Genomic DNA, 13,328 nt, shown 5'->3' with positions numbered 1-13,328 from the left:
ATCTTGCCGGGCCCGGCTCAGTACCGGGTCACGGCCAGGTCCCCGGACTCGGTGCCGATCGCGATGTGCGGACGGCGGCGCGGGTCCGCCCAGCGCAGGATCGCCCGCATGGCCGACTCGGGCACGGACACGCAACCGGCCGTCGCGCCCTTGCCGTTGACGTGCAGGAAGATTCCGGCGCCCCGGCCGCGTACGGGCCGGTCGTAGTTGAAGGCGATCACCAGCGCGTGCGCGTACTGCTTCTCGTACGTCACCAGGTGCTCGGCCTCGCCCGGCGCGCAGTCCGCGGGCAGCGGCTCGACCCAGCGGTTGTAGTGGGCGGACGCGTTGTCCTGGCACCACCAGGAGTCCCGGTTCACCTGCCGGTGGACGAGGTCCGTGCCGGACGGTGCCCGCCGGATCCCGAAGGCGTAGGGGAGCGCGTAGAGGCCCGCGGGTGTCGTATTCGTGCCCTGGGTCCGCGTCGCGCCCTCGGTCAGGCCGTTCGCGCCGAACCGCGCGGGCGCGCTCCCGGACCGGTGCCAACGTCCCGCCCATCGCTCCCACCAGATCACCCGACCGGTGGTGGACCCGGACGTGGGCGCCACGGCGGTGATGAGCTGGCTTCCCCCGCCGGTGTCGGCGAGCCGGTCGGGCAGGGGCGCCTGCGAGGGGGCCTGCGGAAGCAGGGTCGTGACGACGAGTGAGACAGCGACTACAGCGGTACGCAGCACATGTCAGACGGTACGGGGCGGAAGGGGCAGCGGCAGCGCAGGCAGGCCGTCGACGCTCGATCCGATGAACTCCTTCTTCTCGCAGTACGCGGCGAACTCCTCGTCCGTCTTGCGACCGAAGTACTCGGCGTGCAGCGTCCGCTCGCCCTGGTACTCCATCAGGGGGACGGCGTACCCGCAGACATCCGCGATCCGGCGGGCGTGGACCAGGATGATCGCCCGCGCCGACGGCCCGTCGGCGTCACCGAACAGCGCGATCAGTTCGCCCCAGCGCGGATCGTCGCGGAAGACCGCCTCGCCCTCGCCGTGGATGCGCACGATGTTGGGCGGCCCGGAGAACGCGCACCACATCAGGGTGATCCGGCCGTTCTCCCGGACGTGGGCGATGGTCTCGGCGCCGCTGCCCCCGAAGTCCAGGTAGGCCAGGGTCTGTTCGTCGATGACGACGAGGGTTCCGGCCCGGCCCTTCGGGGAGAGGTTGACATGACCGTCACCCGTGAGCGGAGCGGTCGCGGTGAAGAAGATCGGCTGCTCCTCGATGAACGTGCGCAGCCGGCCGTCTATGCGTTCGTAGAGCTTTCCCATGGCGATCAGTATGCGTCCGCCGGGGCCGCCGGGACCGGGAGCCCGAGGCCGTAGCGCATCCGCCGCATGACGTGGTCGCTGAACAGGTGCGTGCACCGGTCCAGGAGGGCGCCGACCTCAGGGTCCCGCGCGGGCAGGTCCGGTGGCCGGTTCGGGCTCCACATGCTCTGGACGCGCTGCGCGGCGATCGTCCGCAAGGCCGGGTCACGGTCCGTCAGCAGGGCGACGGAGGCACGCAGTCCGGCCACCCCGCCCCGGGCGAACAGCAGCCGGTAGGCGGCCCGGCGGGTGTGCGACGGCCGCCCGGGCTCGATGCGGGCCATCAGCCAGTCGGCGGGCAGCCGGTCGGCCGAGGCGCCGAGGCTCCGGGCGACCTCGCGGGCCACCGCCGGCGCCGGGTCGTCCAGCAGCGGCCGCAGCAGCTCGACGTCGGTGACGTCCAGCAGCCGCAGCCCACCGACGGCGGCGGCGCGCACCTGACCGGCCGGGTGCGCCAGCAGTGCGCGCAGCAGCGGCGCGTCCTCGCGGCGCGCGCACTCGGCGAAGGCGGTCACCGCGTACGGGGTCACGCGGGCGGGGTCGGCCAGCGGCTCGCGGCAGAGCGGGCGTGGATCGCCACCGGCCTGGCGGACCAGCCAACGGGCGCAGGCCCGGACCATCCCGGAGCGGTCGCAGAGGTGATCCGCGGCCTCGGCGGCCCGGCCGGCCCCGCGCAGGGCGGTGACCCCGGCCGCGCGGACCATCTGGCCGTGCCCGCCGAGCAGCGTGTCGACGGCCTCGTCGTCCGGCCCGTCGGCGGCCAGGGCGGCCAGCGTCGCGTCCGTCCACAGCCCGCTCGTCGCCGGATCCGGTTCCGTCGCGGCCAGCGCCGCCAGCTCCCTTACGTCCAGCAGCCCGACCCCGAGGGTCAACCGTGCGGCGAACCGCCGGGTCCGGGGGTCCGGGCTCCCGCGCAGTTCGCCGAGGAGAGCGTGGTCCTCGTTGAGCAGGTCCTCGAAGCGCTCCAGCGCCCAGGCGCCCTGCTCGCGCCGGCCGAGCCGTACGACGAGCGGCGTCAGCCGGTGCAGCGTGCCCGCGGGGTCGTCGGCCAGGGCCCTGGCCAGGACCTGCCGGGCCTGTGCGCGGACGGCCGGCACCCAGTCCGCGCAGCGGATCGCCGCGAACTCCAGCAGCGGCGACAGCAGGTGCTTCGGCGCCCGCAGGGCCGCCTCGCGGATCCGGCCGTCGGGATGGCACAGCTTCACGGCTTCCGGCGTCTCGACGGGGCTCGTGTACGACCAGGAGGAGGTCCGCCGGACCACGCGGTCGAAGGCGATCCACTCGGCCGCCGGGGCTCCCGGCGAGGGCGGTCGTGTCTCCGCGCCCGTGTCCATACGTCCTCCCCTGTGGTTGTCGAGGTTGATCGTAGGTAATCGGGCCGCCGACTCGCCTCCCATATATCCGCAGGTCAGGCCGGACGGATGGGGGAGGGGCGGAGGGCGCGCGGGGAGCACTCCCCGAGTCGATTGACGAAACATACGGAGTAGTGCATAGTTATGCCTGTCGTTGAATGCACCGTAAGGAGAAACCCGTGACCGAGCGCGTCGTACTCGCCTACTCGGGCGGCCTGGACACCTCCGTCGCCATCGGCTGGATCGCCGAGGAGACGGGCGCCGAGGTCATCGCCGTTGCCGTGGACGTCGGCCAGGGCGGCGAGGACCTGGACGTCATCCGCAAGCGCGCGCTCGACTGCGGTGCGGTCGAGGCCGAGGTCGCCGACGCCTCCGACGAGTTCGCCAACGAGTACTGCCTCCCGGCGATCAAGGCGAACGCCCTCTACATGGACCGGTACCCGCTGGTCTCGGCGCTCTCCCGGCCGGCCATCGTCAAGCACCTGGTCGCCGCCGCCAAGAAGCACGGCGCCACGACCGTCGCCCACGGCTGCACCGGCAAGGGCAACGACCAGGTCCGCTTCGAGGCGGGCATCGTCGCCCTCGCCCCGGACCTCAAGTGCATCGCCCCGGTCCGTGACTACGCGATGACCCGGGACAAGGCGATCGCCTTCTGCGAGGAGAAGCAGCTCCCGATCGCGACCACCAAGAAGTCCCCGTACTCCATCGACCAGAACGTCTTCGGGCGCGCCGTCGAGACGGGCTTCCTGGAGGACATCTGGAACGCCCCGATCGAGGACATCTACGAGTACACCTCGAACCCGGCCTTGCCGCGCGAGGCCGACGAGGTCGTCATCTCCTTCAAGGAGGGCGTCCCGGTCGCCATCGACGGCAAGCCCGTCACCGTGCTGCAGGCCATCCAGCAGCTCAACGACCGCGCCGGAGCCCAGGGCATCGGCCGGATCGACATCGTCGAGGACCGCCTCGTGGGCATCAAGTCCCGTGAGGTGTACGAGGCCCCGGGTGCGATCGCGCTGATCACGGCCCACCAGGAGCTGGAGAACGTCACCGTCGAGCGCGAGCTGGCCCGCTACAAGCGGCAGGTCGAGCAGCGCTGGGGCGAGATGGTCTACGACGGCCTGTGGTTCTCCCCGCTCAAGCGCGCCCTGGACGGCTTCATCAACGAGGCCAACCAGCACGTCACCGGTGACATCCGGATGACCCTGCACGGCGGCCGCGCCGTCGTCACCGGCCGGAAGTCGGACGAGTCGCTGTACGACTTCAACCTCGCGACCTACGACTCGGGCGACACCTTCGACCAGTCCAAGGCCCAGGGCTTCATCGAGATCTTCGGTCTCTCCTCGAAGATCGCGGCCCGCCGCGACCTCGCCTGACCGACCAGCAGTTCGGACCGCCTCCCCGTTACCTCCGCGGCGGGGAGGCGGTTGCACATCCGGAGCCCTGCCGGCCGTCCAGGCCGGGCGGGCCCCCGGAGCCTTACCAGCAGTCAAAGCCATGCAGTCTTGAGGAGCAGTAGCTGTGAGCAGCAACAAGGGTGACGTCCGGCTCTGGGGCGGCCGGTTCGCCGACGGTCCTTCGGAGGCGCTGGCCCTGCTGTCGGCGTCGGTCCACTTCGACTGGCGCCTCGCGCCGTACGACATCGCGGGCTCCCGCGCCCACGCACGCGTGCTCCACAAGGCCGGCCTGCTCACGGCCGACGAGCTCGACCGCATGATCGCCGGGCTCGACCAGCTGGAGGCCGACGTGGCCGACGGCTCCTTCACCGGCACCATCGCCGACGAGGACGTGCACACCGCCCTGGAGCGCGGCCTGCTGGAGCGGCTCGGCGCCGAGCTCGGCGGCAAGCTGCGCGCCGGCCGGTCCCGCAACGACCAGGTGGCCACGCTCTTCCGGATGTACCTGCGCGACCACGGCCGGATCATCGGCGGCCTGATCGCCGACCTCCAGGACGCGCTGGTCGGCCTCGCCGAGACGCACCACGACGTGGCCATGCCGGGCCGGACCCACCTGCAGCACGCGCAGCCGGTGCTCTTCGCCCACCACGTACTCGCCCACGTGCAGTCCCTGTCCCGGGACGCGGAGCGGCTGCGCCAGTGGGACACCCGGACCGCGGTCTCCCCGTACGGCTCGGGCGCCCTGGCCGGCTCCTCGCTGGGCCTGGACCCGGAGCAGGTCGCCGCCGACCTGGGCTTCGAGCGGGGCTCGGTCGGCAACTCCATCGACGGCACCGCCTCGCGCGACTTCGTCGCCGAGTTCGCCTTCATCACCGCGATGATCGGGATCAACCTGTCCCGGATCGCGGAGGAGATCATCATCTGGAACACGAAGGAGTTCTCCTTCGTGACGCTGCACGACGCCTTCTCGACCGGGTCGTCGATCATGCCGCAGAAGAAGAACCCGGACATCGCTGAGCTGGCGCGTGGCAAGTCGGGCCGGCTCATCGGCAATCTGACGGGCCTGCTCGCCACGCTCAAGGCGCTGCCGCTCGCGTACAACCGGGACCTCCAGGAGGACAAGGAGCCCGTCTTCGACTCCTGCGACACCCTTGAGGTCCTGCTGCCGGCCTTCACCGGCATGATGGCGACCCTCACGGTCAACCGGGAGCGGATGGAGGAGCTGGCCCCGGCCGGCTTCTCGCTCGCCACCGACATCGCCGAGTGGCTGGTCAAGCAGGGCGTGCCCTTCCGGGTGGCGCACGAGGTGGCCGGTGAGTGCGTCAAGGTCTGCGAGGGCGAGGGCATCGAGCTCGACCAGCTGACGGACGAGCAGTTCGTGAAGATCTCGGAGCACCTGACCCCCGAGGTCCGGACCGTCCTGAACGTCAGGGGCGCCCTGGCCTCGCGGGACGGCCGCGGCGGCACCGCCCCCTCGGCGGTGGCCACCCAGCTCACCGAGCTGAAGGCCGACCTGGTCATCCAGCACGCCTGGGCGGCCCACAAGCAGTAGCGGACACGCCCGGAGGGGCGGTGGGAGCCCGTCGGCCCCCACCGCCCCTCCGGCATGTCGGGGTATCAGCAGACGACGTTGATCGAGAACGGCCGGTCACTGTCCACGGCGGCACTGCCGGGCTGGGACGGCGTCGCGGTGCGGATGAAGAGGGTGTTCCCGTTCACCTGCCCGACCAGGATGGACGAGCTGCCCGGCCCGGGGTCGTTGCCGCCGTTGGTGTTGATGGTGCCCAGGAGGGCGCACCCGTTGAGGCCGGACGACGTGGTGATGTTGTAGCGGCCGATGCCGAACTTGTTGATCCCGGTGATGCCCTGCCCGCCCAGGACCTGACCGTTCGCGGCCACCTTCGCCCACGCCGTGGTGACCGCCGCGGCCTGCCGCGCCTCCCTGGGCTCGGCGGACGCCGAGGACACGGCGACGACGCCGCCGACCGTCGTCAGTGCCAGCGCGGCTGCCCCGATGGCCAGCTTCCGTGATGCGTTCATGGTTCTCTCCCTGCCGAAGACGGAATACGTGCAGGTGAACCCGCCCCGGGTATGGGCTCACCGGAGAGCAGAATTCCGTGTTCCGGATCGGCGGGGGAAGGCTCCTGGGCCCCGGTCACTCCAAATGATCACAGTCCGCATCAGCCCGCCGAACACGGGTAGTCATGATCGAATCACCATCAGTAGTCGAATGGTGACGGTGTGGCCCATGCGGCGAGAGTGTCGAAGTCCGCGCGGACCAGGCCGATCCGTTCGTCGATGCGCATCAGCAGGGTCTGTGCCGGGTGGCGCTGGTCGACGTACTCGCGGTCCATCGCCGTGATGTCGTCGTCGATCCAGGCGAAGGGTCGCCCGCCCGTGTACTCGAGGATGTACTGGGTCTTCCAGAAGGTGCCGCGCGGCGCCCGGCCGTGCATCACCGGCCAGTCGATGAAGGGGAGTCTCGGCAGTCCCAGGTGCGGGCCTATCCAGTCGTTGGCCTCGTCCTTCCAGGTGGTGGCCCAGACGAGCTCGTAGACCTCCGCGAGGGCGAGCAGCTCCGCCCCGTGGTCGGGATTGAGCCAGACCCGCAGGGGCTTGGCCTGCTCGGCCTCCGTCCAGCCCGTCGGGCGCATCCGATGGGTGCGGTAGCCCTCGGGGCGGCGCTGGGCCTTGGCCGCGTAGGGGTTCAGTGGCCCGTCGACATCGATCAGCAGCAGTGGCTTCATCGCGGCAGGATTCCCTTCCGGCTGCCCCGAAGGCAGCTCGTTTTTCGATTGAATGAGACATCGACGTCTCATTCGGGGTATGCTTGTCTCATGGCCATGGATCGTGACCAGGTGCTCCGCGACGCGGCCGCCCTGCTTTCCCGCAAGTCGACCGCCACGATGGACGAGGTCGCCCGCGCCGCCGGAATCGGGCGCGCGACCCTCCACCGGCACTTCGCCGGACGCGACGCCCTCGTACGGGCCCTCGAAGAACTCGGCATCCGCGAGTTCGAGGTGGCCTTCGACAAGGCCCGCCTCGACGAGGGCACCGCGGTGGACGCGATCAGACGCCTCGTCGCCGAGGCCGAGCCCAACGCCCAGCTACTGGCCTTCCTCGTCACCGAGAACCAGCTGTTCGAGGGCGACGAGGTCAACGAGGGATGGGCCCGGCTCGACGCCCGCGTCGGCGCGCTCTTCCGGCGCGGCCAGGAAGAGGGCGACATCCGGATCGACCTGAGCCCCGCATGGCTCACCGAGGCCCTCTACGGCCTCGTCGGCACCTGCGCCTGGGCCGTGATGGACGGCCGGGTCGCCGCCAAGGACTTCCAGTACATGATCATCGAGCTCTTGCTCGGTGGCGCCAGACGGAGTGTGGAGAAATGAGCACGACCCAGCACCTGGACAGCCCGATCGGGACGGAGACCAGAAGCCGCGGCCGCTGGCTCGCCCTGGGCGTGCTGGTGCTCGCCGTGCTGCTGGTCGCCGTCGACGCGACCGTACTCGGCCTCGCCACCCCCGCACTCTCCGAAGACCTCAAGCCGTCCGGCACCCAGCTGCTGTGGATAGGCGACATCTACTCCTTCGTCATCGCCGGACTCCTGGTCTCCATGGGCAGCCTCGGTGACCGCATCGGACGCAAGAAGCTGCTGCTCACCGGCGCCGCCGCGTTCGGTGCCGTGTCCGTGCTCAACGCCTACGCCACCAGCCCCGAGATGATGATCGTCGCCCGGGCCCTGCTGGGCGTGGCCGGCGCGACCCTGATGCCGTCCACCCTCGCGCTGATCCGCAACATCTTCCACGACCCCAAGGAGCGCAGCCTCGCGATCGGCATCTGGGGCGCCACCGCCTCGGCCGGCGCGGCCGTCGGCCCGGTCGTCGGCGGAGCCCTCCTCCAGCACTTCTGGTGGGGCTCGGTCTTCCTGATCAACCTTCCTGTGATGATCGCTCTGGTCGTCGTCGGAATCAAGCTGCTTCCCGAATCCAAGAACCCGGTCGCCGGCCCCTGGGACCTCGTCAGCGTCGGCCTCTCCCTCGTCGGCGTGATCAGCGTGGTCTACGCCGTCAAGGAGGTCGCCACCCACGGCGTCACCTGGGAGGTCGCGGCCACCGCGACACTGGGCGTGGGCGCCCTGTACGCCTTCGTACGACGCCAGTTCGTCCTGCCGTCCCCGCTGCTCGACATGCGGCTCTTCAAGCACCGCGGCTTCTCCGGCGCGGTCCTCGCCGACCTGCTCACCGTCTTCGGGCTCTCCGGACTGGTCTTCTTCCTCTCCCAGTTCCTGCAGCTCGTCCAGGGCCGCGACCCGCTGGAGGCGGGCCTCGCCGAACTGCCCGCCGCCATCGGCGCGGTGGTCACCGGCCTGATCGCGGGCCGGTACGCCCGCCGGTACTCGGTACGGACCATCGTGGCCGGCGGCCTCGGCGCCATCGGCCTGGCCCTCGCCGTGCTCACCCTGATCCACAAGGAGAGCGGCTACCCGCTGCTCGGCGCCGCCCTGCTCGTCGTCGGCCTCGGTGCGGGATTCTCCTTCACCGTCACCGCCGACGTGATCCTCTCCAGCGTCCCCAAGGAGCAGGCCGGTTCGGCCTCCGCCGTCTCCGAGACGGCGTACGAACTCGGCGCCGCCCTCGGCATCGCCCTGCTCGGCTCCATCGTCACCGGCGTCTACCAGAGCTTCACCGCCCCGGCCTCGGTCGCGGGCCCGGTCGCCGACGCCGCGCACGAGTCCCTCGGCGGTGCCGTCGAGGCCGCCAAGGCGCTGGACCCGCACACCGCCCAGGTGATGGTGGGAGCGGCCCAGGACGCCTTCGTGGACGGGCTGCGGCTCGCCTCCGGCGTCGGCGCGGCCGTCCTGCTGGCCACCGCCGTGGCCGCCTGGTTCCTGCTGAAGGGCCAGCGGCTCCAGGAGGGCCTCGAGCACTGAGATGTCGGCGCATCCGGGCAAGGGATGCTGCTGCGGGCGCAGTTGACAGCTCGTGGAGCCGCGGGACACCATCGCGGCGATGGAGATCAACGATCTTACCCCGGCGGAACGCCGCGTCTGGGAGGCCTTCCCGCGCGGCGACGGGGTCGACTTCCGCGTCGCCCCCGAGGACAGCTCCGTCGACGGAGCCGACTGGGGCCCCGACCGCACCCTGCGCGCCGAGGTGCTGCGGGCGATCCTGCTGGGAGCCTGCCCCGTCGTCCAGGGGCGGATCCCCGGTCTCAAGATCAAGGGCGCGAAGATCGTGGGCAAGCTCGACCTGCGCTACGCCGTCATCGACCACCCCATCCGGCTGCGCGACTGCTGGTTCGAGCGCAAGCCCCTGGTGTACGGGGCCCAGTTGCGCGCCCTGGTCCTCGGCTACTCCACCCTGCCCGGCCTGACCGCCTCCACGCTGCGCGTCGAAGTGGTCCTGCGGCTCTCCCACTGTCGGATCGCCGGCCCCGTACGGCTGCAGGGCGCCAAGATAGCCGGCGGCCTCTTCCTCCAGGGGGCGGTGATCGGCCCCACGGCCGGCGAGGAGGCCGACGAGCCCCCGCTCCAGCTGAACCACATCGAGGTCGCCACCGACATCATGGCGAACGGCCTGACCGTGCACGGCCAACTCCGCCTCAACGGAGCCACCATCGGCGGCCAGATCCAGCTCGACGACGCCCAGCTGCTCGCCCCCGGCCGGATCGCCCTGCACGCCGAGACCCTGACCGTCGGCACCGACCTGCGCGCGCACCGCATGAAGGCCCGCGGCATGGTCAACCTCACCGGCTCCCGGATACCCGGCCAGGTCATCCTCACCCGCGCCGACCTCGCCAACCCGGGCGGGACCGCCCTGCGCGCCTCCAGCTGCGCGATCGGCGAGCTGTGGCTGCGCCGGTGCGACCCGGTCCGCGGCGACGTGAACCTGCGCCGGTCCACCGTCGACCTGCTCCACATCGATCCGCAGGCCTGGCCCGAGCGGATCGCCATCGACGGCCTGACCTACCGCACCCTCGCCCCGCACCTCCCCGCCGAGCAGCGATTGCCCGCCCTGGAGCGGGAGGAGTCCGGATACCTCACCTACGCCTACGAGCAGCTCGCGGCGGCCTACCGTACGGCGGGCGACGAGGCGGCCGCCCGGACCGTCCAGCTCGCGAAGCTGCGCAGGCACCGGCACACCCTGCCCCGGGCCGCCCGGGCGTGGGGGCTGCTCCAGGACGCCACCGTCGGCTACGGCTTCCGGCCGCTGCGGGCGGCGGGCTGGCTGCTGGCATTACTGATGACGGGGTCGATCGCGTACGGGATCGACCCGCCGCGCGCCCTGAAGGCGGGGGAGGCCCCGGACTTCAACGCGGTCTTCTACACGATCGACCTGATGGTGCCGATCGTCAGTTTCGGCCAGGAGGCGGCCTTCGCACCGGGCGGCCTGCACCAGTGGCTTTCGTACGTGCTGATCGTGACCGGCTGGATCCTCGCCACCACCACGGCGGCGGGCGTCAGCCGGTCACTCCAGCGTCAGTAGCGGAGCGCTACGCGGCCTTCGCCTTGGTGGCGTACATGTCGACGTACTCCTGGCCCGAGAGGCGCATGACCTCGGCCATCACCGAGTCGGTGACGGCGCGCAGCACGTAGCGGTCGCGGTCCATGCCCTCGTAGCGGGAGAACTCCATCGGCTCGCCGAAGCGGACGGTGACCCGGCCCGGACGCGGCATGCCGGCGCCGCCGGGCTGGAGCTTGTCGGTGCCGATCATCGCGAACGGCACCACGGGGGCGCCGGTCATCAGGGTCAGGCGGGCGATGCCGGTGCGGCCGCGGTAGAGGCGGCCGTCGGGGGAGCGGGTGCCCTCGGGGTAGATGCCGAAGATCTTGCCCTCTTCGAGGATCCGGCGGCCGGTCATCAGGGCCGCGACGCCGCCGTTGGCCCCGTCACGGTCGACGGGGATCATGCCGGAACCGGAGAAGAACCAGGCCATGGCGCGGCCCTTGATCCCCTTGCCGGTCACGTACTCGTCCTTGCCGATGAAGTGGACCGTACGGTCGCACACCAGCGGCAGGATCATGGAGTCGATGAAGGTGAGGTGGTTGCCCGCCAGAATCACCGGACCGGAGCCGGGGATGTTCTCGATGCCCTCCACGCGGGTGCGGAACATCATGCGCATGACCGGTCCGACAGTGGCTTTGATGAGCTTCGTACGGAACAACGTGGGCCCTCCGGCATCGAAAAGCGGTTCGCGCACCCACCACACGGCGGTAGCGCAGGTGAGGACGATACTCGCGGGTCAGGTCGGAGCGCACATCGGGTTCACGTGTCGGATACAGAGTGTTGACGCACGTTTGCGCCAAGTTCCCCGGACGATCCCTCGGCGCACGCCCCTCGGCCACCCCTGTTTGCCTACCATCTGCACGCCGATCGCGGGCCGCGACACGGCGTTCACGACGAGGAGTGGGCACTCATGACACAGGGTGGGGCAGCGCGGCGCACGGTCCTGGGGGCGGCCGTCCTGGCGGCCGGGACCGGGATCACGGGACTGGCGGCGGGTTCCGCCGCCGCGGCCGAGGGCGGGTACGACGAGGGACGCGGCGACGGGGGATACCGGGACCTCCCCCACCCGACGGTGATCGGCCATCGCGGAGCCAGCGGCTACCGGCCGGAGCACACGATCGGCTCCTACCAGCTCGCCCTCGACCTGGGCGCCGACGTCGTCGAGCAGGACCTGGTACCGACCCGCGACGGCCACCTGGTGTGCCGCCACGAGAACGAGATCGGCGGGACCACCGACGTCGCCGACCACCGCGAGTTCGCCTCCCGACGCACCACCAAGTCCGTCGACGGGGTCTCGGTCACCGGCTGGTTCACCGAGGACTTCACCCTGGCCGAGCTGCGGACCCTGCGCGCGAAGGAACGCATCCCCGCCGTTCGTCAGCGCAACACCCTCTACGACGGCCGGTGGGCCGTACCCACCTTCGAAGAGGTGCTGCGCTGGGCCGACCGTGAGGGCAAGCGGCGCGGCAGGCGGGTGTGGCTGCACGTGGAGACCAAGCACCCCAGCTACTTCCGGGGTCTGGGCCTCGGCCTGGAGGAGCCCCTCGCCAAGCTCCTGCGCCGTTACGGGCGCGACGGACGGGGCGCCGCCGTCTTCCTCCAGTCCTTCGAGCCCTCCAGCATCCAGCGGCTCTCCCGTCTGGTCTCCGCGCCCCGCGTGGTCCTGCTGTCGGCGGCCGACACCCGGCCCTGGGACTTCGAACTGGCCAAGGACCCGCGTACGGTCGCGGACCTGGTCAAGCCGGAGGGCCTGAAGTGGATCGCCGGCTTCGCCCAGGGCATCGGCCCGACCATGGACCTGATCCTCCCGCGCGACGCGGCCGGCAAGCTCGGCGCACCGACCACCCTGGTGAAGGACGCCCACGCCCGCGGGCTGCTGCTCCACCCCTACACCGCCCGCAACGAGAACAACTTCCTGCCGGCCGAATACCGCCGGGGCACCGACCCGGCCGCGTACGGGGACGCCCTCGGCGCCTTCCGGACCTACTTCGAACAGGGCATCGACGGGATCTTCACCGACAACCCGGACACCGGACTGCTCGCTGCGGATGCCTTCCGTCCGGGCCGACGCCCCGTCAACCGCTGAGCGCCGCTTCCCGTACGAGTGGGCCGGGCCCGGTGGGGAAACCGTCCGGCCCGGCCCGCTCGTCCCGCCCGGCATGGACCTGCTGAAGGCTGATTACGTCGACAAGCTCGGCCCGCTGCTCTCCGCCGAGGCGGCAGCGGAGGCCCCGGGCACCGGAGTGGACGCGGCCGACCTGGAACAAGCCGTCTGGGTCAGGCTGCTGGAGAGCGGCCGCCACGCCCCCGATCCGGCCGAACCCGCGGAGCCGGCGCGGTGGCTGCGCCGCGCGGTCCGGGCGGAGGCCCGCCTCGCCCGCCGCCGGGCCCGCCGCGAGGTCCCGTACGGGCACCGTCAGCACTCGGTGGACGGGAGCACACCGGCCGGCCCGGCCGCCGCGGCCGAACCGGAAGACGCCCTCCTGCACGGCGAGGAGAACCGCGCACTCCGATCGGCGGTCGCCCGGTTGCCCGGACGCTGTCCCGAGCTGATGAAGGCACTTCTTTCGCCCAGAGACCTCACTTACCGTGAAATCGCAGGAGAGTTGGGTATCTCACAAGGAAGTTTGGGGCCCGTCCGTTCCCGTTGCCTGGGATGTCTGCGCAGAATGCTGGCTGCAGAGGTTGCGGCTCCTGGCCTGCGGGGAAAGGAGCGGTAGACCAACGGGCTACCAGGTG

The 13,328-nt window shown here is 71.2% G+C and carries 13 protein-coding genes; 7 read left to right on the top strand and 6 right to left on the bottom strand.

Annotated elements, in window-relative coordinates; all coding sequences use genetic code 11:
- Positions 1–17: 17 nt before the first annotated feature.
- The 3 genes from OG624_RS09675 to OG624_RS09665 are packed head-to-tail and all read right to left on the bottom strand — an operon-like array spanning position 18 to position 2,671.
- On the bottom strand, positions 18–710 hold the full coding sequence (locus OG624_RS09675) for a L,D-transpeptidase family protein (protein ID WP_033222639.1): 693 nt from the start codon (positions 708–710) through the stop codon (positions 18–20).
- Positions 711–716: 6 nt separating this feature from the next.
- Positions 717–1,298 (bottom strand): pyridoxamine 5'-phosphate oxidase family protein, encoded by a 582-nt coding sequence (locus OG624_RS09670; RefSeq protein ID WP_030723505.1) that lies wholly within the window; start codon positions 1,296–1,298, stop codon positions 717–719.
- A gap of 5 nt (positions 1,299–1,303) precedes the next feature.
- Positions 1,304–2,671, bottom strand: a complete 1,368-nt coding sequence (locus OG624_RS09665) for a HEAT repeat domain-containing protein (protein WP_051763445.1) — start codon at positions 2,669–2,671, stop codon at positions 1,304–1,306.
- 197 nt (positions 2,672–2,868) lie between these two features.
- Between OG624_RS09665 and OG624_RS09660 the strand changes: the two genes are divergently transcribed.
- Positions 2,869–4,062 (top strand): argininosuccinate synthase, encoded by a 1,194-nt coding sequence (locus tag OG624_RS09660; protein WP_030009472.1) that lies wholly within the window; start codon positions 2,869–2,871, stop codon positions 4,060–4,062.
- Positions 4,063–4,207: 145 nt separating this feature from the next.
- Positions 4,208–5,635: an argininosuccinate lyase gene (gene argH / locus OG624_RS09655; RefSeq protein WP_371639313.1), complete on the top strand. Its 1,428-nt coding sequence runs from the start codon at positions 4,208–4,210 to the stop codon at positions 5,633–5,635.
- A 65-nt stretch (positions 5,636–5,700) separates the two neighbouring features.
- Here the strand turns inward: argH and OG624_RS09650 are convergent, their stop codons facing one another.
- Together OG624_RS09650 and OG624_RS09645 are read right to left on the bottom strand one after the other, a co-directional pair.
- Positions 5,701–6,123: a hypothetical protein gene (locus tag OG624_RS09650; protein ID WP_033222508.1), complete on the bottom strand. Its 423-nt coding sequence runs from the start codon at positions 6,121–6,123 to the stop codon at positions 5,701–5,703.
- Between the two features lie 179 nt (positions 6,124–6,302).
- Positions 6,303–6,830 (bottom strand): HAD domain-containing protein, encoded by a 528-nt coding sequence (locus OG624_RS09645; RefSeq protein ID WP_371587489.1) that lies wholly within the window; start codon positions 6,828–6,830, stop codon positions 6,303–6,305.
- 90 nt (positions 6,831–6,920) lie between these two features.
- On the opposite strand from OG624_RS09645, the gene OG624_RS09640 reads away from it, so the two are divergent.
- The 3 genes from OG624_RS09640 to OG624_RS09630 all read left to right on the top strand — a co-directional run bounded on the left by OG624_RS09640 (position 6,921) and on the right by OG624_RS09630 (position 10,568).
- Positions 6,921–7,472 carry a TetR/AcrR family transcriptional regulator gene (locus OG624_RS09640; protein WP_033222513.1) on the top strand — a complete coding sequence of 184 codons (552 nt, stop codon included), beginning with the start codon at positions 6,921–6,923 and terminating at the stop codon, positions 7,470–7,472.
- Positions 7,469–9,013: an MFS transporter gene (locus OG624_RS09635; protein ID WP_371639312.1), complete on the top strand. Its 1,545-nt coding sequence runs from the start codon at positions 7,469–7,471 to the stop codon at positions 9,011–9,013. The genes OG624_RS09640 and OG624_RS09635 overlap by 4 nt, the downstream gene beginning before the upstream one ends.
- 79 nt (positions 9,014–9,092) lie before the next feature.
- Positions 9,093–10,568 carry a hypothetical protein gene (locus OG624_RS09630; protein WP_033222643.1) on the top strand — a complete coding sequence of 492 codons (1,476 nt, stop codon included), beginning with the start codon at positions 9,093–9,095 and terminating at the stop codon, positions 10,566–10,568.
- Positions 10,569–10,575: 7 nt separating this feature from the next.
- On the opposite strand, the gene OG624_RS09625 is transcribed toward OG624_RS09630, so the two are convergent.
- Entirely contained in the window at positions 10,576–11,205 is a 630-nt protein-coding gene (locus OG624_RS09625) for a lysophospholipid acyltransferase family protein (protein ID WP_033222645.1), read from the bottom strand.
- A 294-nt stretch (positions 11,206–11,499) separates the two neighbouring features.
- On the opposite strand from OG624_RS09625, the gene OG624_RS09620 reads away from it, so the two are divergent.
- Both OG624_RS09620 and OG624_RS09615 read left to right on the top strand, forming a co-directional pair.
- A complete protein-coding gene (locus tag OG624_RS09620; RefSeq protein WP_371639311.1) occupies positions 11,500–12,675 on the top strand; it encodes a glycerophosphodiester phosphodiesterase in 1,176 nt (391 codons plus the stop codon).
- A 73-nt stretch (positions 12,676–12,748) separates the two neighbouring features.
- Complete coding sequence (locus OG624_RS09615; RefSeq protein WP_078909419.1) at positions 12,749–13,309, top strand: sigma-70 family RNA polymerase sigma factor; 561 nt, start codon at positions 12,749–12,751, stop codon at positions 13,307–13,309.
- Positions 13,310–13,328 lie beyond the last annotated feature (19 nt).

The sequence above is a fragment of the Streptomyces virginiae genome, assembly GCF_041432505.1.
Classification (GTDB): Bacteria; Actinomycetota; Actinomycetes; order Streptomycetales; family Streptomycetaceae; genus Streptomyces; species Streptomyces virginiae_A.
Note: the sequence above shows the minus strand (reverse complement) of the source record. Positions and strands in the feature narration are given on the sequence as shown.

What these genes read in the sequence shown, in the direction of transcription:
- OG624_RS09630 (WP_033222643.1), top strand. Translation starts at nt 9,093, where the DNA reads ATGGAGATCAACGATCTTACCCCGGCGGAACGCCGCGTCTGGGAGGCC.
- OG624_RS09650 (WP_033222508.1), bottom strand. Translation starts at nt 6,123, where the DNA reads ATGAACGCATCACGGAAGCTGGCCATCGGGGCAGCCGCGCTGGCACTG.
- OG624_RS09635 (WP_371639312.1), top strand. Translation starts at nt 7,469, where the DNA reads ATGAGCACGACCCAGCACCTGGACAGCCCGATCGGGACGGAGACCAGA.
- OG624_RS09645 (WP_371587489.1), bottom strand. Translation starts at nt 6,830, where the DNA reads ATGAAGCCACTGCTGCTGATCGATGTCGACGGGCCACTGAACCCCTAC.
- OG624_RS09665 (WP_051763445.1), bottom strand. Translation starts at nt 2,671, where the DNA reads ATGGACACGGGCGCGGAGACACGACCGCCCTCGCCGGGAGCCCCGGCG.
- OG624_RS09625 (WP_033222645.1), bottom strand. Translation starts at nt 11,205, where the DNA reads ATGCGCATGATGTTCCGCACCCGCGTGGAGGGCATCGAGAACATCCCC.
- OG624_RS09615 (WP_078909419.1), top strand. Translation starts at nt 12,749, where the DNA reads ATGGACCTGCTGAAGGCTGATTACGTCGACAAGCTCGGCCCGCTGCTC.
- OG624_RS09670 (WP_030723505.1), bottom strand. Translation starts at nt 1,298, where the DNA reads ATGGGAAAGCTCTACGAACGCATAGACGGCCGGCTGCGCACGTTCATC.
- OG624_RS09620 (WP_371639311.1), top strand. Translation starts at nt 11,500, where the DNA reads ATGACACAGGGTGGGGCAGCGCGGCGCACGGTCCTGGGGGCGGCCGTC.
- OG624_RS09640 (WP_033222513.1), top strand. Translation starts at nt 6,921, where the DNA reads ATGGCCATGGATCGTGACCAGGTGCTCCGCGACGCGGCCGCCCTGCTT.